Raw genomic sequence first — 19,626 nt, 5'->3', positions numbered from 1 at the left:
TCGGTAGACGCCGCGCCCATTGCCTGATATTATAACACAGAATCGAACGTCTGTTCTATTCCCACTCGATGGCGTCGGTTCTGCCGTCCCGTCATTCCAGTTGCACCCAGTTTTCGGCATCGACACGGAACGCCTGCCGCCGAATGACGCGATGTCGCGTTTCGTCGGCTTCGGGGACAAAAGTTGGGACAACCTAAAAAACTTTTTTCAAACTCAGGGCTTTGAGTTTTTGTTTTTGTCCCAAAGTGCGCGGCGGGTCGCCTTTGGAGGCTCGATGGCGCCGAAAACGCCCGTTTTGAAACTCAAGCGCCCTTTTGCCTGCAAGCCGCCAGCCGCAATCGCAAGTGAATTAACGCGGGTGGCTTGCGCGCCATTTGCAAAACCCCAGGTCGCAGGTCTTCGCCATTCGTGAACAAAGTGAGTAGTCTCAGGTGGCTTGCTTATGAGTTGGCGAACGGGCCTTCAGGATTCAGGGCAAACATGCTGGTAGAATAGGATTCTCAAATCAATGACAGGAGACCGAGCATGGCCGAACCCCACGATAGGAAGCCGATCCTCACGATCGAGCAGCAGATAGAGCACCTCAAGCAGAAGGGCGTAGCCTTCGAGCTGTGTTCCGAGGAAGAGGCCGCGGACTACCTGCGCGACAAGTGCAACTTCTTCAAGCTCGCATCCTACCGCAAACTCTTCTCGAAATACGAGGGAGGCCCGCGCGACGGCCGCTACGTAGACCTCGACTTCGGCCAGCTGCGCCTGCTCGCGGCGCTCGACCAGGAGCTGCGCCACGCCCTGCTCGGCATGACGCTCGACATCGAGCATTTCCAGAAGGTGACACTGCTTCGCGAGATGGAGGACCGTGGAGAGGACGGCTACGCCATCGTGGCCGACTACATGGCATCGCTTACCACTGCAAACAGGGAGTACCGCCTGCGCGAGCTCAAGATGAGCGGCCGCAGCCCCTACAGCTCGAGCCTCTACGCGAAGTACTCCGGCGACATGCCTGCCTGGGCCTTCCTTGAGCTCACCTCGTTCGGCACCCTCATCGACTTCGTGCGCTTCTGCGCCAGGCGATGGGGCGACAGGCGCCTCGAGGCCTCCCACTACGACCTCAAGCGCGTGAAGTCCGTCCGCAACTGCGCCGCGCACGGCTCGTGCCTGATCAACTGCTTCGCCGAGAGGGGCGCCGCCCGGGGCTCGGCGTCCAGCGGCGTCTCCCGAAGGGTCGCCGCCGTGGGGATTCCCAAGGCGACCAGGAGGAAGTGGATGGGGAATACGGCCATGCAGGAGGTCGCGACCGTGCTCGTGGCGCACTCCGGCTTGGTACCCGAGGGCTCCTCGCGCTCGCGCGCCGCATCCGAGCTCGCCGAGATGTTCGCCAGGGCCGACGGCGAAACCGAGGCGCTGCCCGACAAGGGGCCCGACGCCGCAGCTCGCTCCGCGCTCGAGTTCCTTCGCAGGTTGACAGAATCGCTCGGGTTGGTAGAATAGCCTGCAGATAGCAAAACCTTCACGGTTTTAGGGGCGGACTTGCGCAAGCGACTCTGCCCTATTTTTATATTCACTCGCTATAGGAGACGGGTGATACCTGGGTCAATGACAGAACTGAGAAGCCCGGAATAATGGAGCCAGTTAGAAACCCTCGGGTTTGCGGGGCGGGATCGTGAGAGCGATTCTGCCCTATTTTTTTCTCCGTCTGCCCCAAACCAAGTAGTTCGAAGATAGCCTGTAGGTGTCCTTGTGGGCGCCTTTCATCTTCAGGGAATCGGCCGCTTCATGAACGAGCGACCGGCTTGACCTAGATCGAACCGCCTTCATCTTCGTCTAGACGCCGGCAATCAACATCGTGAATCCGCGCGTGCTACAATGCGGGCATCAGAGATGAAAACACAGTCCCCGTCGGGTAGTCGTGGGCGTGCGGGAGTCCGCATCAGTAACCTGCCTCCTTGGTTGTCCCTTCTCTGCATGGTCATCTACATAAAGGAGGAACCAGCCATGCAGATCAGCGTGTCGTCCACCCTGACCGTATATCACGACGGTCAATTTTGGGTCGGGCTGGCGGAGCGCGTCGAGGGCGGCAGATACGGCGCCGCCCGCATCGTCTTCGGCGCGGAGCCGTCCGATGAGGAGATCCTGCGATTCGTTGTCAACAAATGGACGAAGCTCGCGTTCTTCGGCGACGAGGCCACTGAAACAAGCAAGCCCGCGAAGAACCCCAAGCGGCGCGCCCGCGAGGCGTCGAAGGCCCTTAAGCGGCCCGCAGTGAGCACCAAGGCACAGCAGGCTCTCGCGGCACAGCGGGAAGCGATGAAGCGGGAGTCGGCTCAAGCAAGAAGCCAGCGTCGCGCGGATGAGGCGGAGGCGCGCTTCGAGCAGCGAAAGCTGAAGCGCAAGCGGAAGCATCGCGGTCATTGATACCGCTATCGACCAGTATATATAGCAGCAGGCGTAGCTTCGATTGAAACTACGCCTGCCACCTGGTGCTATAACGTTATACAGAACGTATGTTCTATTCCCACTCGGTGGTTATAGTTTTGCCGTCTCGTCACTCCAGTTGCACCCAGTTTTCGGCGGCATCTCGAAGTGAGTGCCGCTGAATGACGCGACGTCGCGTTTCATCGGCTTCGGGGACAAAAGCTGGGACAACTTCAAAAACCATTTTCAAACTCAGAGTATTGAGCCTTTATTTTTGTCCCAAGGGGCACGGAGAGCCGCCTTTGGAGGCTCGATATCGCCGAAAACGCCCGTTTTGAAACTCAACCGCCTTTGAGCCTGCAAGCCACCAGCTTCAACAGTAAGTGAGTCGACGCGGGTGGCTTACGAGCCGTTCACAAAACCGCAGGCCACAGGTCTTTGTCAACGATAAGCAAAGTGAATAGTCTCAGGTGGCTTGCCCATGAGTTGGCGTAAGCCTGTTTAGCAAAAGGCTAATCGGACACGACAGGCCGCCCGCATGGCGACGGCGTTTCCCGTGCGGGCACAAACAGCCCTGCGTGCCCTGTCGCGCGATATCCCAATGCGACGTCCAGAACCCTACCCGCCAAGCAGCCACCTCGCGAAATTCAGCACGAGCACGCCCTCCCGGGTATGGGGCTCATGCCTCGTGCGAGTGATGAGAATCTTCGGGAATGCATCCCCGATGGATAGAATCGGCGCAATCTCCCTCTCGAGCGTCGAATCGGCGCCGATATCGTCGCTCACATACACTCTCCTTCCCGGTTTCGAAACCTGGAAGGCAGTATGCGCAAGGATGCGTCGAGGTGCGATCCCAGTCGTACCATGCCAGCAGAGATGTCGAGGCACATTCGTTCATGCTGCAATGCGGGCATCGGAGATGAAAAACAGCCCGTCGGGTAGTCGTGGGCGTGCGGGAGTCCGCATCAGTAACCTGCCTCCTTGGTTGTCCCTTCTTTGCATGGTCGTCTACATAAAGGAGGAACCAGCCATGCAGATCAGCATGCTTGCCCTTCTTGGGTCACGGACCGGGGAGGCGAGGGCCTCCGTCGGGACCGCCCCGAGCAACCGGCATATCCAAGGAATGACAAGGCTCGATCGCTGTGCTGGTCAGGATGCCGAAGCGGGCCGTCCGCCAATCGGAATGCGGGTCAGGATGCTGCAACGTGATTCCAGCTGCAGGATACGGCTCCTTTGCGGTTGCCGCAAAACCTGCTGGCAACATTCTTACTATCCGAATGATGTACGCATCCCTTGGAATCGTTTCGCCTGACCAGGGCCATCTTCAGCGCCTCATCGGCCAGCTCGGCAGGCGCCTCTTCCACGCGTAATAGCCCTGGCGGGTCACCTATGCAACCAAAGATACAAAAGGGATCGAATGGCCAGAAAGGATTGTCCTTGCCGACAGGCAATCCTTGACAAACGAGCTTCAGCCTCCTAAAATTGCGTGGTTTGCCGAACTGAGTCAGCGAAGGAGGGGTGTCGTGGTTGGTCTTTTCCGCACGTGGGTGAGCGCCTAAAAAGCGGCGCTGTTATGGCGTCGCGCTGTTTTGCACGCCATTCCACGATTGGACATAACCATGATGTTTGAAACCTCTCGGCGCAGGTCTGTTTCGCTGTGCCATTCATGGCAATTTAAGATTTGTTTCGTATGGGGCGGGGAGCTCGTGTCGACATTGACGAGCTCGATTCTCCAAATGGGTCTCATTTGGCATATCGCCCTCACGACAGGATCATCTTCCCTCCTCTCCCTGGCATCGTTAGCAGGCTTTCTGCCGATTGCTTTGTTCGGAGTCCTTGCGGGCGCCGTTGTCGACAGACTGCCTTTGAAACGTGTTCTCATCGGCGCCGACCTCTTCGTTGCCGCGGTGGGCGCCGCCTTGGCGATTGCCTCGTTGGCCGGCAGCTTACCTGCGTGGTCAATACTCATCGCCCTGTTTCTCCGCGCAGCTGGCACTTCGTTCTACACGCCGGCCTCCCAATCCCTCACGCCCCATCTCGCCCCGCCAGAGCATCTCGTTCGCCTATCGGGAGTGATGCAAGCGATTCAGTCCGCCGGATACATTCTTGGCGCCGCGCTCGCGGCAGTGATTTATCCTGTGGCGGACATTACCGCCATGATTGCCCTCGACGTGCTGGGGGCGCTTTTCGCTTCTCTAGCTGTCCTCGCCGCTCAGATAGACGCAGGAGGACTCGACGAAGCCGACCGCAGCTCGTCCTTTTCCAATAAAGTTCGAGAACTTTTCTCTGAGATTTCGGACGGCTACAAGCTGATCAGGGGATACAGGGGGCTGTTCGCCCTTCTTTGGTGCGGGTTCGTCTTCGCTTTCGCGTTCTCCCCACTCGCGGCATTGTTCCCAATAATGACCTTGGGACATTTTGGCGGTAGCATGGGGGATGCTGCTTTGGTGGAGGTCCTTTTCTCCGCAGGCATGCTGGCTGGGTCCGGCATTTTGGCGGCCACGGGAGGGTTCCGCAATAGGTCGCTCACCATGGTCGCCGCGATCGCCGGCTTCGGCGTCGTCGCAATCGCATCCGGATTGCTCGGCCCGTCGCTGTTCGCCGCTTTCCTACCGGCGAGCTTTCTTATGGGCGCATGCTCCCCGCTGTACGCGGGAACCCAGACTGCCCTTATGCAGGAGCAGATACCTCCTGAGTACCTAGGCCGCGTTTTTGGTCTCTATGGAACCATTATGGCGTGGGCCATGCCCATGGGCCTCGCAGCCCCCTCCGTTTTTGCGGACCTGCTCGGAGCTCCGTTGTGGTCCGTCGGTTCTGGAGCGACCATGACACTGCTTGCGTTGGCGATGCTTCTCGCTCCAAGCGTCCGAAACGTGGGGAAAAAAGATTCCGGGCAGATTCAATAGCCCAAGCATTCGAAAAAAGAGGCGGCAGCCATCGGTTCGCGCGTCAGCCTTCAAGCCCTTGCGACGACGAGGTATTGCGCCGACATCCCACATCGCGCTCCTTATTCCCCGCCAACTATCATTTTCGGATTTGCCGGCTTGCGCAAGGCCAAAACGCTCACGCCGGCAATCGGGCAAAGGCGAAAAATCGACGTGAACGATTCTTTATTGGCATGGCTGCGCTTCCAGAAAACGACAATACACAAAAGGTGGTTCAACTTATGGAACTCATAGTCAAAGCTAAAGACATCTTTTTGGAATATGCCGGCCGCGATATTCTGGACATCGAAGAATTGGAAATCTACCCCTACGATCGCATCGGCTTGGTAGGAGACAACGGTGCAGGCAAAACCAGCCTGCTAAAAATCCTGAGCGGCAATCTAACCATTGCGGACGCCGACGTCAGGCGCTTCGGCAGCATTGCCCTCATCGGCCAGCTCGACGAACTCGACCTTGATGCGGCTCAGGACAACGGCGAGATGCTCTCCCGTCTCAACGTCGCCGAAGTGGCGCAGGAGACGATGAGCGGCGGGGAGGAAACACGCGCCAAGATTGCCTCTGCGCTCTCCCAGCATGCAAGCGCGATCTTCGCCGACGAGCCTACGAGCCACCTCGACCAAGACGGCATCCGCCTTCTCGTCGGACAACTCAAGGCATTTGATGGGGCCCTGCTCATCGTGAGCCATGACCGTCATTTTCTCGACCAGGTGGTAGACAAGATCTGGGAGCTCAAAGACGGCGGTATTTCCGAATTCTGGGGTGACTACTCCGACTATCTGCGACAGAAAGAAGAAGAGCGCAAAGCTCAGGCGACTCGATACGAAGAGGCGATGCGCGAGCGCGATCGCCTCGAAGCCGCCATCGAAAAACAGCGGAAAAAAGCACGGCAGGTCGACGCCAAGCGGAAGGGTGCGAAAAAAAGCAACGAGTATGCAGGTCGCTTGGGGCATCAGAAAACAACCGGCACCAAGCAGAAGAAAATGCATCAGGCAGCTAAGAACATGGAGAAGCGCCTCGAAGCGCTCGAAGGGATCGAGGCCCCAGATAGCATTCGCGCCGTGCGCTTCCGCCAGAGCAAGGCCCTGGAACTGCACAGCAAATTTCCCATCTCGGCAGATGATTTCAGCTTGAGCTTCGGCAACTGCGTGCTCTATGACCACGCGAAATTCGAGATACCGCTCGGTGCCAAAGTGGCCATCACCGGTGGCAACGGCACAGGAAAGACCAGCCTGCTGAAGGCAATCGTTCGACGCGCCGACGGTATCAGCATCTCTCCCAAAGCAGAGATCGGCTACTTCGAACAGACAGGTTACAAGTTCGACGCCCGCCAGTCTGTGATCTCGTTCATGCAGAATGGTTGCGAGTACAGCATGACCGAAATTCGAGGCATCCTCGCCTCTATGGGAATCGGACCGCGCGACCTGACAAAGGACGTTGGCGTTCTCTCGGGAGGCGAAGTCATCAAGCTGCTACTCGCGAAGATGCTGCTGGGCAGATACAACATCTTGCTCATGGACGAGCCTGGAAATTACCTGGACATCAAGAGCGCCGAAGCCCTCGAGCAGATGATGAGCGCCTATGCCGGAACGATAGTGTTCGTCTCCCACGATAAGAGGCTGGTCGAGAACGTCGCAGACATTGTCTACGAAATAAAGGACACCAAGCTAGTCAAAATCTTTCAGCGCGAATAGCCCTAAATGAGCAGGAAATAATCCCCGAACGGAGACAAGGGAGTAAAACGGCAAAGAAAGAGCCTCCGTCCCAACGCAGGGAACGGAGGCTCTTTAATCGCTTTTACTCATCTCCGTCGCTGGTGGCTTTGTCATGACTCTCGTACGAAACGAAACTCAGCGGCATAGTGCGGCACTCAAAATCGCAGGTCAGAACCCTGTCGTCCTACTCCCACTCGATGGTCGCGGGCGGCTTGGACGTGATGTCGTAGCACACGCGGTTTGCGCCGGGAACCTCGGCCACGATGCGGCCGGAGATGCGGGCCAGCACGTCGTAGGGCAGCTTGGCCCAGTCGGCGGTCATGGCATCGCTGGACTCGACGGCGCGCAGGATGATCGGGCGCTGGTAGGTGCGCTCGTCGCCCATAACGCCAACGGACTTAATGTCGGGCAGGACCGCAAAGTACTGCCAGCAGCTGTGCTCGGAGTTGCGCTCGCCGGTCTGCTCAAACAGGCGCTGGTTGTAGGCGTCGAGCTCCTCGCGCACGATAGCGTCGGCGTTCTTGAGGATCTCGAGTTTCTCCTTGTCGACCGCACCGATGATGCGGATGGCCAGACCCGGGCCCGGGAAAGGCTGACGGAACACGATGTGACCCGGCAGGCCCAGCGCCAGACCAAGCGCGCGGACCTCGTCCTTAAAGAAGTGATCGAGCGGCTCGATGAGGTCGAAGTGCACGCCCTCGGGGAACGGGATCAGGTTGTGATGGCTCTTGATGGTGGCCGTCTTGCCGCCCGTCTTGCGAGCGCCGGACTCGATGATGTCGGGGTAGATGGTGCCCTGAGCCAGGTACTTGACCGGCTTGCCATCGGTCTCGAGCTGCTGCGCCACGGCGAAGAACTCTTTCCAGAACTGCGTACCGATGATGCGGCGCTTCTCCTCGGGCTCGGTCACGCCGGCCAGAAGCTCGGCATAACGGTCCTCGGCGTGGACGTGGATAAAGTCGACGTCAAACTGCTTGGTGAAGACCTCCTCCACCTGCTCGGGCTCGCCCTTGCGCAGCAGGCCGTGGTTGATGAACACGCAGGTCATCTGCTTGCCCACGGCGCGAGCGCCCAGCGCAGCCACGACGGAGGAGTCGACGCCGCCGGACAGGGCCAGAATCACGCGGTCGTCACCGACCTTCTCGCGGAACTCGGCCGTCATGGTCTCGACCAGGTTGTCCATGCTCCAGTTGGGCTCCAGGCCGCAGATCTCAAACAGGAAGTTGCTCAGCAGCTGCTGACCGTACTCGGAATGCTTGACCTCGGGGTGGAACTGCGTGGTGAAGATCTTGCGCTCAACGCACTCCATGGCGGCAACCGGGCACACGTCAGTGCTGGCGGTAACGGTAAAGCCCTCGGGCACCTCGGAGACGGCATCGCGATGGCTCATCCACACGGTCTGCTCCATGGGCGTGGAGTTAAAGAGCTTGGCGCCAGCCGTGCGTGTGATGGTGGCGCGGCCGTACTCGCCCACCTCGGAGTGGCCGACCTTGCCGCCGAGCGTCACGGCCGTGATCTGATGGCCGTAGCAGAAGCCCAGGACGGGAAGACCCAGGTCAAAGATGGCAGGATCGATGGACGGAGCGTCCTCGGCGTACACGGAGGCCGGGCCGCCAGAAAGGATGAGCGCAGAGGCGTTCATCTCGCGAATCTCGTCGGCCGAGATGTCGCAGGGGACAATCTCGGAATACACGTTGAGGTCGCGGACGCGACGGGCAATGAGCTGACCGTACTGCGCACCAAAGTCGAGTACGAGGACCTTTGCGGAAGCCTTTTGATCCATGGTTTCCCCCTCTTGTTGGCGGGGAGCCGGTGCCCACCCGCGTGAATGAACGAAAATAACCTCCATAGTGTACACGTTATATGGGGTTTCTCGTCCCTCGCAGCCATCAGCGCACGGCAAACGCACGACCCGGGCCCCTATTTGCCAGCAATTGAAGTGTTACCAAACGTTACAGATGATGTAATACGTTTGAACATTGGACGCCCTGTGCCACAATACTGCCGAACGACTCCGCCTCTGCGGCGGCAAATACGATAGGAATACCAGCATGAAGCGCATCCTTCTCATCGCCACGGGCGGCACCATCGCATCGACCGAGGACGGCAACGGCCTCTCCCCCGCCCTGACCGGTGAGGAGCTCGCCCAGAGCGTCCCCGAGATCTCGGGCCTCTGCGAGCTCGACGTCGTGCAGCCCATGAACATCGACAGCACCAATATGCGCCCCAGTGACTGGATGCGTATCCGCGACGTCATCGTCAAGGGCTATGCCGACCACGACGGCTTCGTGATTCTGCACGGCACCGACACCATGAGCTACACCGCGGCGGCGCTTTCCTATCTGATTCAGGACAGCCCCAAGCCTATCGTGCTCACCGGCTCGCAAAAGCCCATGGGCAATCCCTTTACCGACGCCAAGCTCAACCTGTACCAGAGCCTGCTCTATGCGCTCGACGAGCATTCGCACGATGTGTCGATTGTGTTTGGTGGCGTCGCCATTGCCGGCACGCGCGCCCGCAAGCAACGCACCATGAGCTTTAACGCGTTCATTAGCGTCAATTATCCGCCCATCGCCTATATCCGCAACGACCGCATCGTGCGCAACGGACTCCACGGCACGCATCAGGGCGAAAACCCGGTGCGTTTCTACGACAGCATCGACCCGCGCGTATTTGTACTCAAGCTTACGCCCGGTGTGAACCCGGGTATCCTGGACGCCCTAGCCGATAGCTACGACGCCGTGATTCTGGAGACCTTTGGCATTGGCGGTATCCCCGAGTTTGGCGAGTCCGGCGAGTCATTCCAGGAGGCGATTTTCCGCTGGGTCGATTCGGGCCGCACCGTCGTTATGACCACGCAGGTCCCCGAAGAGGGCCTCGATCTGGGCGTTTATGAGGTCGGCCGCGCTTACGCCGATCATCCGGGCATTCTGCGCGGCGATGACATGACCACCGAGACGCTTGTGGCCAAGACCATGTGGGCACTCGGCCAGTCACGCGATGCCACCGAAATCCAGCGCCTGTTCTACAGCCAAGTCAACCACGACCGCGTCCCGATGGCGTAATCCCTAAGGCAGCTCCACTTATCGCAGCCTTAAACGACAGGTGGTCCCCCTCGGGCCGTGCAAAAATCGGAGTATTCTGCAATTTCTCCTCCGGAGGCATAGAATCGGCCGATTATTAGACGAACTTTTAGGACGAAGGGTCCGTCTAATAAATATTTATTCCTCATTTTTATTTTGCGTGTGGATTATCTACTGTCAAAAAGGCAAAGCCAGCCGCTCGAGCTACCATCTACGGCCGAACTGGTGCTGAATACTCGCGATTTTGCACATCGCAACCAGGGGGACCCGCCCAAAGAGCGTCAAATAGCAGCGGGGAACGCCCTATTCGATACCCTCGAGAAGCTCTGACACCGTCATGCCAAGGGCGGGCGCGATCTTAAATAGAACCTTGAGCGTGAAATTTGCCGTCCCATCTTCGATTCGGTCGAGGTAGGGTCGGCTGATTCCTGTCGCCACACAAAAATCAACCTTGGAGATACCAAGGTCCCTGCGTGTCTCTTCGACCCGCCTGCCAAGAATCTGTTTCGCACGTTCGTCCATGCAGCCGAGTTTGAAATGGAGCCGAACATAAACGTAAACTATAGTTTACGTTTTGCCGAATACACAGGAGTTTTCTATGTCGGGTTCTTCGGTCCGCACGTACCGAGCCACGCTTCGCACAAACAGCGCACCGCCCAAGCTCGTCGTCGTTGAAGCAGAATGTCTCTCGCCCGATGAGCGCACAGCATTTGCATTGCTATCAAGTCGCGTCGCCGCCGTTCTGGTCCCTTGCCCGGCGCAAGGTGAACTTGCCATCCAATGCCAAGCGCACAGCTGCTCGCTCAATCAGGCTGCCGTAATCGCAACCAGCCAGCGTGGCCTGCCCCTTCTCCTGGAAGCCGGTATCGCACTCGCCCTTCGCGGCGCCGGATACGAAAACGAGGCCGCCGCCGATGTAGTCTTTCAACCACGATCGAGCGGCGGCCTCGCAGCAGCCATCGAATATGCTTGCAGGCTCGTTGCCTAAAGGCGCAAGCTAAAAGCCCAGGCCAAAGCCCATACCGGTAATCGCCGAATACATAAAGTAGACGTTGATTACGTTGAGAAACACACCCGTGATGCAGCCGTTTCGCAGGTAGCGCTCGCACACGATGCGCGCCATGGCGGCGGAGTCATCATTGTTTTTAGCCTGGCGTCCCGCCGTAAAGTACGTCGCCACGCTCAGCAGCAGATTGAGCACCGGCAACGCCAGCAGCTCGTAACTCTTGCCCCAGCGCGTCGCCTCGCCGGCGGCATTAAACTTCGTTGCCACCTCGGGACCAATGTTGGGGATAACACACGCTGCGACCACCAGCGGAATCACCGCAAGTACGAGCAGCGCAATACCCATGTAGCCAGCTTTTTTGCCATATTTGAACATGCGCGTCGCCCTTACACGTTAAAGCGGAAGTGCACGACGTCGCCATCGGCCATGACATAGTCCTTGCCCTCAATACGCAGCTTGCCGGCGGCCTTGGCGCCCTGCTCGCCGCCGAGCTCGATGTAGTCGTCGTAGCCAATGACCTCGGCCTTAATAAAGCCGCGCTCAAAGTCGGTGTGGATGACGCCGGCGGCCTGCGGGGCGGTCGCGCCCTGACGAACCGTCCAGGCCTTGACCTCCATCTCGCCAGCCGTAAAGAACGACTGCAGGCCGAGCAGCTTGTAGGCTGCCTGCGCGAGCACGTCCAGACCGGGCTGCTCCAGGCCCAGGCTCTCCAGGTAGTCGGCGGCGTCCTCGGGATCGAGCTCGGAAAGCTCGGCCTCAATCTTGGCGCAGATGGGCAGCGGCTTGACGCCATCGATGGGCGCCAGGTCGTCGTTGAGCATATCCTCGTCTACGTTGGCCACATACAGGATGGGCTTCATGGTGAGCAGGAACAGGCCCTTGGCAGCGGCGCGCTCCTCGTCGGTCATCTCCATGGACGCGGCGCGCTTACCCTCGTTGAGCCAGGCAAGCAGGCGCTTGGCGACCTCAAACTTGGGCATGAGCTCCTTATCGCGCTTGGCCTCCTTCTCGAGCTTAGGCAGCTGCTTCTCGAGCGTGCCCATGTCGGCCAGGATGAGCTCGGTCATGATGGTGTCGGCATCGCCGGCGGGGTCGACGAACTCGCCTGTGCGACCCACCTCACGCATGACGTTGGGGTCCTTGAAGTAGCGCACGACCTCACAGATGGCATCGGTCTCGCGGATGTTTGCCAAGAACTGGTTGCCCAGGCCCTCGCCCTCGTTGGCACCCTTCACCAGGCCAGCGATGTCGACAAACTCGACCGTAGCCGGCACAATGCGGCCGGGGTTGACGATGTCGGCGAGCTTTTGCAGGCGGCTATCGGGCACATCGACGATGCCCACGTTGGGGTCGATCGTGGCAAACGGGTAGTTGGCGGCAAGGCCGGTCTTTTTGGTAAGCGCGGTGAACAGCGTCGACTTGCCCACGTTGGGCAAGCCCACGATACCGATGGAAAGGGACACGACAGCTCCTTTTGGTACAGGTACTTCAAACCGTATAAGTATAGCGCCGCCGCAGCATCCGGGCGAATCCGGACACCGCGGCGGCGCAAATGAAGCAGAGATGCGTGAGGGTTCGAGACAGTAGTCCTTACTTAAGCTCGGGCCAGAAATCCTTGTTGGCCTCGATGAGCTCGTCCAGGATCTGCTTGGCAACGCTCGCCGAAGGAATGGTCTTGGAGAGCGTGAGCGCCTGCCAGAGCTTCTGGTAGCTGCCCTCGACCCAAGCCTGGACAACGAGCTTCTCGACGGAAACCTGCTGCTCCATCAGGCCCTTCTGGAACTGCGGGATCGGGCCCTGGCAGATCTTCTCAAAGCCGTTGGAACCGACGATGCAAGGCACCTCGACCATGGCCGTCGGGTCGAAGTTGGGCACAGCGCCATCGTTGGGGACGATCAGCAGGAAGCGCTCGAGCGTGTTCTCGGCCAGTGCGCAGGCAAGGTCGACGATGTAGTTGGCATGTACATCTGGCTCAAAGCCGCCGTCCTTGGCAGTACCCTTGGCGATGATGTCGCGGCAAGCGCCAAAGACCTTCTTCTCGCGGCCGTCCATAACCTCATTGGCGCGAGTGTAGTTGGGGTCAGACGTCTCGACGACATAGTCCGGGTACAGGTAATACTTGAGGTAGGTATTGGGAATCGTCTCGGGATCGACAGCATAGACATCCTTGGCCTTGCCGAAGGTGTGAATCCAGCTCTCCTCGACATGCTGCTCCTTACCGGCCTCGTGCTCGATGCCGTCCAGGTAGCCGTTCTTAGCCATGTGCTCCTTAATCTGCGGCATGAGGTCGTTACCGTCCTTGTCGTAGATCTTGCTCCACCAACCAAAGTGGTTAAGGCCGTAGTAGCTATACTGCAGCTCGCGACGATCCTTGATGCCGCACATACGGCTCATCTTATCCATGAGGTCGATCGGCATGTCGCAGATGTTGATGATGCGGCTGTTGGGGCGCAGCACGCGGCAGGCCTCGGCGACGATGGCCGCGGGGTTGGAGTAGTTGAGCATCCAGGCGTTGGGGCTGTACTTCTCCATGTAGTCGAGGATCTCGATGACACCACCGATGGAGCGCATGCCGTAGGCGATACCGCCGGCACCGCAGGTCTCTTGGCCAACGCAGCCGTACTTGAGAGGAATCTTCTCGTCGAGCTCACGCATGGCGTACAGGCCGACGCGGATGTGAGCAAGGACGAAATCGGTCCCGGTGAATGCGGTCTCGGGGTCGGTGGTGTAGCTAAACTCAACCTCGGGGGCGTTCTCGTGGAAGTAGATCTCGCAGGCCTTGGCCACGGTCTCCTGGCGCTCGGCGTTGTTGTCGTAGAAAGTCACCTTGTTGACCGGGAAGCGGTCGCGCTCCTCAAGCAGCATCAGAGCGATGCCCGGGGTGAAGGTAGAGCCACCGCCGGCAATGGTCACGGCATAGTTTTTCTTGGACATGATGTCCTCCTCATTCTGGCCGCTTGCTCAATCCATCCCCGTACGCGGCCTGCACGGTTTGGAATTGTTACCTAGAAGTGGAGTTTTTTATCTCTAGAATCGGCCTTGCGGTGCATACCGGCTCTGCAAGGCCGATTGTTTCGATGGACGATGGTTTACAGAAGAGTCTCGAACTTCAGAAGACTCTCGAACTTCTCGCGAACCTGCGGGACGCTAAGGCCGACAATGACCTGGATTGACTGACCTTGGACCACCAAGCCATGCGTACCGATCGCCTTGAAGGAAGCCTCGGGTGCAACGACGCTCTTGTCCTTGACGTTAACGCGCAGACGGGTAGCGCAGTTCGTTACATCGATGATGTTATCCGTGCCACCGAGCAGATCGAGGATGTTCTCGGCAAGCACCAAGCGCTCATCATCTTTACTCTGGGCGGCCGATTTGCCAGCAGCAGCACCGCCCTGCTTTTGCTTGTAGTCGGCCTTGGACTTGAGCTCGACCTCAACATCGTCATCCTCGCGACCGGGGGTCTTAAAGTCGAACTTGACGATCAGGAAACGGAAGACCACAACCCAAAGAGCGGTAAAGCACAGACCGACAAGGATGGAGATGGCGTACTGCAGACCGTGTGCGGCCCAAAGGGGCAGCCAGTCCCACGAGAGCATCGAGATGATGCCGCCGTCGAAGATACCCACGACGCCAAGGAGGTTTTGAGCCATGCAGCCAAGCGCTCCGAGCACGCAGTGGACGACGAACAGGCCGGGCGCGATGAACAGGAAGGTGAAGTCAAGCGGCTCGGTAATACCGCAAAGCATAGCGGTAAGGGTGACCGGGATCAGCAGAGCCTTGACGCGCTGCTTGCGCTCGGGTTTGGCGGTCATATAAAACGCAATGGCGACGCCAAGCGAGCCGAAGACCTTAGTCCAACCAGGGCAGGTATAGGCAGCCCAGGGTGCGGCATCCTTAAGAGCAATGCTCGGATCGGCAGCCAGTTGGGGCAGGATGTTGGCCCAAGCAGCAAAGATGCCGCCGTTGACCGCCGCGTTGTCGTAATAGAACGGCGTATAGATAAAGTGGTGCAGGCCTGTAGGGATCAGCACGCGCTCGAAGAAAGCAAAGACACCCACGCCAAACGTACCGGCGGAAAGGATGAATCCCTGGAAGGCAGAGATAGCAGCCTGAACATGCGGCCACACCAGGCAGGCGATAAGAGCGACCGGAACCATAACGAAGAAACCGATCATATAGATGAACACGGAACCCGAGAACACGCCCAACCACTCGGGGAGCTCGGTGTCGAAGAACTTATTATGCAGCATCGTGGCGATACCAGAGATAATGAGCGCGCCCATGATGCCCATATCAAGCGTTTTGATGCTTGCGATAGTGGCAAGACCAGTACCGCTGCCCGCCTCGACAGAGTAGTCGACCCCAAAGACAGGGCCCCACTGCCCCAAGATTGTGCTAACAAAGTAGTTGAAGGTAAGGTAGATGGCCAAAGCCTCCATGCAGCAGCGAGCGTTCTGCTTGTTCGCGAGCGAGATTGGCAACGCTACGCAAAACAGCAACGGCATCTGGTTAAAGAGCGTCCAACCACCCTGGAGCAGCACATTCCAGCAATCAAACCAAAGATGGCCCGCAGTGGCCATCTCGCCAAAGATCGCCTCGGTGGTAAACAACGTACCCAGGCCGACGACGATTCCGGAAAATGCGAAAAGAATTGCAGGCGTGTACATTGCACCGCCGAAACGTTGTATCTTTTGCATCATGACGGGGAATCCCCCTCTCTTCATTCGGAGCGGCTGCGGTTTTGGCTTCACTCGAGACCGCAGACGCGCCGTTTGCGTGTACCTCGTGCAATAGGACGGGTGGGCCCGCTTCCCTGACTTCTTGCGCTTCCATTTTTATCATATCACTTATCTAGACAAGTTAATACGGTTTCCATGTTCGGTCAGCGGTCGATATTTGACGGTGAACGGTTTATTTCAAAGGTTTTGCCTGTTATTGCCTGTTTGTCTAAAACTTCTAAAACAAAATATTTATCGACTTGTCTAGATAGGCTTGTATAAGGATGTTTGCATACCTATACTTCATTACAACATTCACCGCCACGTTAAGGAGTCACCATGAAAAGCGCGGTCTTCTATGGAAAGCACGACCTCAGAGTCGAGGAATCGGCAAAGCCGGCCGTGGGCAGGCGCGACGTTCTGATCAACGTCAAAGCTTGCGGCGTCTGCGGTACCGACGTTCATATCTATGAAGGCGACAAGGGTGCAGCCGACGTTACCCCGCCTACGATCCTTGGTCATGAGTTTGCGGGCGTTGTCGAGGCCGTAGGCAGCGACGTCACCGACTTTAAACCGGGCGATCGCGTGTGCATTGACCCAAACCATCCCTGCGGCTGCTGCGAACCCTGCCGTGACGGAATCAACCACTACTGCGAGCATATGACCGGCTACGGCACCACCGTTAACGGCGGCTTTGCGGAGTACTGCTCCGTCGATATGCAGCAAGTCTACAAGTTGGGCGATCACACCAGCTTTGAGCAGGGTGCTATGACCGAGCCCGTCGCCTGCTGCCTGCACGGCATCGATATGTGCAGCATCAAGCCCGGCAGCACAGTTGTCGTTATCGGCGGCGGCATGATCGGCCTGCTCATGATGCAGCTTGCCAAAAACGCCGGCGCCACCAAAGTCGTCTTGCTCGAGCCTGTCGAGGGCAAACGCGAGGTTGCACTCAAGCTCGGCGCCGATCTGACGATCGACTCCATCCACGAGGACGTCCCGGCCCGCCTGAAGCAGGAGGGCGTCGGCAACGTCGATGTCGTTATCGAGTGTGTTGGCAAGCCCGTCACCATCGAGCAGGCCATCCAGATCGCCGGCCACAAGGCTACGGTCATGATGTTCGGCCTCACCAAGCCCGATGAGACAATCACCGTCAAGCCCTTCGAGGTCTTCCAGAAGGAGCTTGTGCTTACCTCGTCCTACATCAACCCTTATACGCAGCGTCGCGCGCTCGAGCTCATCGACTCTGGCAGGCTCGACGTATCCTCGATGGTCGCCAAGGTGGCTTCCCTCGACGAACTCGGCGCCATCCTGTCAGACCCAGCTCTGCGTGCCATGGGTAAATATATAATCGACCCCAGCAAGTAAATCGATCGGCACCTGCGCGAGCGGTCCTCATCCACCGCTCGCGCACTCAGCTCTAGGAGACCGTCATGGCGCGAGCCATCTTCCAAACTATTTACGACAACGTGAAGCAGTCGATTGACGACGGCACATACGCCTATCAGAGTTATCTGCCTTCGGAGACTGAGCTCACGCAGCTGTTTGACTGTTCGCGCATGACGGTCCGTCGCGCCATCTCGATGCTTGCGGCAGATGGTTACGTGCTCCCCCAGCAAGGCAAAGGCATGCGCGTCATTCGCAACATCAGTGACGAGAAGAGTCGTGGTGGCGGCGGACTCGAGACCTTTAAGGAAATCGCGGTCAACCGAGGCTTTGAGCTCAAGACTGTCACCACCGTCTTTGAGCTCCTCATCTGCAGCAAGGCGCTCTCCAAGATTACTGGGTTTCCCGAAGGCTGTGAGCTCACACGCGCCAAACGCATCCGTTATGCAGACGGACAAGCCGTGTGCTCCGACGACTCCTATTACCTAAGCTCACAGGTACCGGGGCTGACACCCGAGATTGTCAACGACTCGATCTATCGTTACCTCGAAGAAGATCTTGGCATTAAGATTGCCACGGGCAAACGCGATGTAACGATTGAGCATCCCACGCCCGAGGATGCACGCGTGCTCGATCTCGACGACTTTAACGCACTCGCCGTTGTACGCGGGCAGACCTACAACGCCGACGGTATCCTTATGGAATACACCGAGACAAAGCAGGTTCCCAGCTTCTTTTTACTCCACGAAACGGTCACCCGCCGCAATAACGGCAGCGAGACCCATCAGAGCAGTATGAGCTAACCATCTATTAGTTGCGGTGGAATAGTTCCTAGAATGGCCAGCTTAAGGGCAAAACAGGAACTATTCCACCGCAACTTTTTTGGCCGGCGGGGCAGTACCTGTCCCACCGGCCATCATTTACGCTCTTTTAACTAGTCCGCGAGCTTTTCCACCTGGTCGAGCATCTTGTCCAGCTTGGCCTTTGCCTCGGCCTTGACCTTCTCAGCTTCTTCGTGAGCCTTCGCCTTCTGGGCGGCCTTTTCCTCGGCTTCGGGATCGACGACGACCAGATTGGACGCGTCGTGTTCAACAAGCTTGAGCGCATGCTCGGGACAAACCTTGACACAGGCGCCGCAGCCTAAACAATACGTAGACTCCAACGCAAAGCGGCCGCTTCCCACCAAATCGCAGGCGAACGTGGGGCACACGTTGACGCACTCGCCGCACGACGTGCACTTGTCAAAATCGCACTCCGGCGTGCTCACCTGTATGTTCTGGGCAAGCTCGGGATGGTTTTGCAGCGTCGAGAGTACCAGTTGGCGCCCGTGCGTGAGCGAACGGCGACGCTTGGTCGTCGTAGTGCCGCACATGGTGTTGAGCGTGCGCTCCAGCTGGGTAATCTGATGGCGATGGGCCTTGAGCTTTTGCGTCACCGAGGCCAGCGCCGCCGTCGCCGGGTTGAGCTTGGTCACCGTCAGGCCCGTGGTGCGGGCAATCTTTTCCATGTACTCCTTGCGCTCGTACTCGCGGCGCTTATGGCACTTGAGGCTCTTGGGGTCGACCTCCAGGCCCATGCCCGTGCCAGTCCACTCTTCGGCCTTCGCAATCGCCTCGCCCAGAATGTCCTCACCGCCGGTGTTGCGGCATTTATCGCACACACCCAACGGCAGGTACACACTCACGTTGGGATAGTCGGCCAGTACCGAGAACCAGGTCTCGGCAGTAATATCGCCCACGCAGGCAACGACGACCTCGTTCTCACGCGGCATGCGCTTGAGGGCGCGCGTGCAGGTGACGTAGGCGGTCTCGTGGCTCGTAGCAGCAGAGACGATATCGTCATACAGGTTTTTGGGCGCCAGGCGCGGCGAGATGATCGCCTCGGTCGGACAGGCAGCGGCGCACAGGCCGCACTTGCGACAGGAGTCGAGGATCTCGATGGAGTCTTCCTCGACCTCGATAGCGTTGACCGGGCACACGTCCATGCACGCGGTGCAGCCGCTCTTTTCGTTTTTGCAGGTCAGGCATGGAATGGTGTTGCCGCGCGGACGCTCCTTGTAGTCGGCAGGATTCCACTGCGGCGCCGACGGATCGAGTGCATTGGTCACGCCGCCAAGCGGATTTTTAAGAAAGTCGAAACCCTTGCTGATCTCGATAATGTCATCAAACAGATCGTGTTCCTGCGCCATGCGCGGCCCCTCCCTGAGCAGTGCAAACAAGCAAGAGATAATGATACGCCATCGGTCCACGCCTCGGGCAAATTACACGCGGCGCATCTTTGCGGCAAATAGCCCCTTGATTATCAACTTTATCCGAACACCTCCCACATTCATCCGCACATGTGCGGATGAATGTGGGAACCCGATAC

At 58.4% G+C, this 19,626-nt stretch carries 16 protein-coding genes; 8 read left to right on the top strand and 8 right to left on the bottom strand.

Going from position 1 to position 19,626, the window contains the following annotated elements; translation table 11 throughout:
- Positions 1–525 precede the first annotated feature (525 nt).
- Positions 526–1,488, top strand: a complete 963-nt coding sequence (locus ABG996_RS01345) for an Abi family protein (protein WP_075844146.1) — start codon at positions 526–528, stop codon at positions 1,486–1,488.
- Between the two features lie 504 nt (positions 1,489–1,992).
- The gene (locus ABG996_RS01340; RefSeq protein WP_347478154.1) at positions 1,993–2,412 is read left to right on the top strand and encodes a YjdF family protein; all 420 of its coding nucleotides are present in this window, start codon (positions 1,993–1,995) and stop codon (positions 2,410–2,412) included.
- A 618-nt stretch (positions 2,413–3,030) separates the two neighbouring features.
- On the opposite strand, the gene ABG996_RS01335 is transcribed toward ABG996_RS01340, so the two are convergent.
- Positions 3,031–3,198 (bottom strand): hypothetical protein, encoded by a 168-nt coding sequence (locus tag ABG996_RS01335; protein ID WP_157966984.1) that lies wholly within the window; start codon positions 3,196–3,198, stop codon positions 3,031–3,033.
- An 833-nt stretch (positions 3,199–4,031) separates the two neighbouring features.
- Between ABG996_RS01335 and ABG996_RS01330 the strand changes: the two genes are divergently transcribed.
- Together ABG996_RS01330 and abc-f are read left to right on the top strand one after the other, a co-directional pair.
- Positions 4,032–5,318, top strand: coding sequence for an MFS transporter (locus ABG996_RS01330; protein ID WP_347478153.1), 1,287 nt, complete (start codon positions 4,032–4,034; stop codon positions 5,316–5,318).
- A 260-nt stretch (positions 5,319–5,578) separates the two neighbouring features.
- Entirely contained in the window at positions 5,579–7,048 is a 1,470-nt protein-coding gene (gene abc-f, locus ABG996_RS01325) for a ribosomal protection-like ABC-F family protein (protein WP_347478152.1), read from the top strand.
- A gap of 205 nt (positions 7,049–7,253) precedes the next feature.
- Here abc-f and guaA read toward each other — a convergent pair whose 3' ends face one another.
- Complete coding sequence (guaA, locus tag ABG996_RS01320) at positions 7,254–8,852, bottom strand: glutamine-hydrolyzing GMP synthase (RefSeq protein ID WP_035136929.1); 1,599 nt, start codon at positions 8,850–8,852, stop codon at positions 7,254–7,256.
- A 268-nt stretch (positions 8,853–9,120) separates the two neighbouring features.
- On the opposite strand from guaA, the gene ABG996_RS01315 reads away from it, so the two are divergent.
- The gene (locus tag ABG996_RS01315; protein ID WP_347478151.1) at positions 9,121–10,134 is read left to right on the top strand and encodes an asparaginase; all 1,014 of its coding nucleotides are present in this window, start codon (positions 9,121–9,123) and stop codon (positions 10,132–10,134) included.
- Between the two features lie 321 nt (positions 10,135–10,455).
- On the opposite strand, the gene ABG996_RS10785 is transcribed toward ABG996_RS01315, so the two are convergent.
- Positions 10,456–10,674, bottom strand: a complete 219-nt coding sequence (locus ABG996_RS10785; protein ID WP_035136926.1) for a helix-turn-helix domain-containing protein — start codon at positions 10,672–10,674, stop codon at positions 10,456–10,458.
- Between the two features lie 76 nt (positions 10,675–10,750).
- On the opposite strand from ABG996_RS10785, the gene ABG996_RS01310 reads away from it, so the two are divergent.
- The gene (locus ABG996_RS01310) at positions 10,751–11,140 is read left to right on the top strand and encodes a hypothetical protein (RefSeq protein ID WP_347478150.1); all 390 of its coding nucleotides are present in this window, start codon (positions 10,751–10,753) and stop codon (positions 11,138–11,140) included.
- 9 nt (positions 11,141–11,149) lie between these two features.
- On the opposite strand, the gene ABG996_RS01305 is transcribed toward ABG996_RS01310, so the two are convergent.
- The 4 genes from ABG996_RS01305 to ABG996_RS01290 form a co-directional block, all read right to left on the bottom strand.
- Positions 11,150–11,533, bottom strand: a complete 384-nt coding sequence (locus ABG996_RS01305; protein WP_117765273.1) for a DUF1648 domain-containing protein — start codon at positions 11,531–11,533, stop codon at positions 11,150–11,152.
- Positions 11,534–11,544: 11 nt separating this feature from the next.
- Positions 11,545–12,621, bottom strand: coding sequence for a redox-regulated ATPase YchF (ychF, locus tag ABG996_RS01300; RefSeq protein WP_035136922.1), 1,077 nt, complete (start codon positions 12,619–12,621; stop codon positions 11,545–11,547).
- A 127-nt stretch (positions 12,622–12,748) separates the two neighbouring features.
- A complete protein-coding gene (locus ABG996_RS01295) occupies positions 12,749–14,092 on the bottom strand; it encodes a 6-phospho-alpha-glucosidase (protein WP_117848085.1) in 1,344 nt (447 codons plus the stop codon).
- 155 nt (positions 14,093–14,247) lie between these two features.
- The gene (locus ABG996_RS01290) at positions 14,248–15,855 is read right to left on the bottom strand and encodes an alpha-glucoside-specific PTS transporter subunit IIBC (RefSeq protein WP_347478149.1); all 1,608 of its coding nucleotides are present in this window, start codon (positions 15,853–15,855) and stop codon (positions 14,248–14,250) included.
- Positions 15,856–16,215: 360 nt separating this feature from the next.
- On the opposite strand from ABG996_RS01290, the gene ABG996_RS01285 reads away from it, so the two are divergent.
- Positions 16,216–17,241, top strand: a complete 1,026-nt coding sequence (locus ABG996_RS01285; protein ID WP_117770019.1) for a zinc-dependent alcohol dehydrogenase family protein — start codon at positions 16,216–16,218, stop codon at positions 17,239–17,241.
- 65 nt (positions 17,242–17,306) lie between these two features.
- A complete protein-coding gene (locus tag ABG996_RS01280) occupies positions 17,307–18,062 on the top strand; it encodes a GntR family transcriptional regulator (RefSeq protein WP_347478148.1) in 756 nt (251 codons plus the stop codon).
- 131 nt (positions 18,063–18,193) lie between these two features.
- Here ABG996_RS01280 and ABG996_RS01275 read toward each other — a convergent pair whose 3' ends face one another.
- The gene (locus tag ABG996_RS01275; RefSeq protein ID WP_347478147.1) at positions 18,194–19,447 is read right to left on the bottom strand and encodes a 4Fe-4S binding protein; all 1,254 of its coding nucleotides are present in this window, start codon (positions 19,445–19,447) and stop codon (positions 18,194–18,196) included.
- Positions 19,448–19,626: the final 179 nt, after the last annotated feature.

The sequence above is a fragment of the Collinsella aerofaciens genome, assembly GCF_039836695.1.
Classification (GTDB): Bacteria; Actinomycetota; Coriobacteriia; order Coriobacteriales; family Coriobacteriaceae; genus Collinsella; species Collinsella aerofaciens_BD.
Note: the sequence above shows the minus strand (reverse complement) of the source record. Positions and strands in the feature narration are given on the sequence as shown.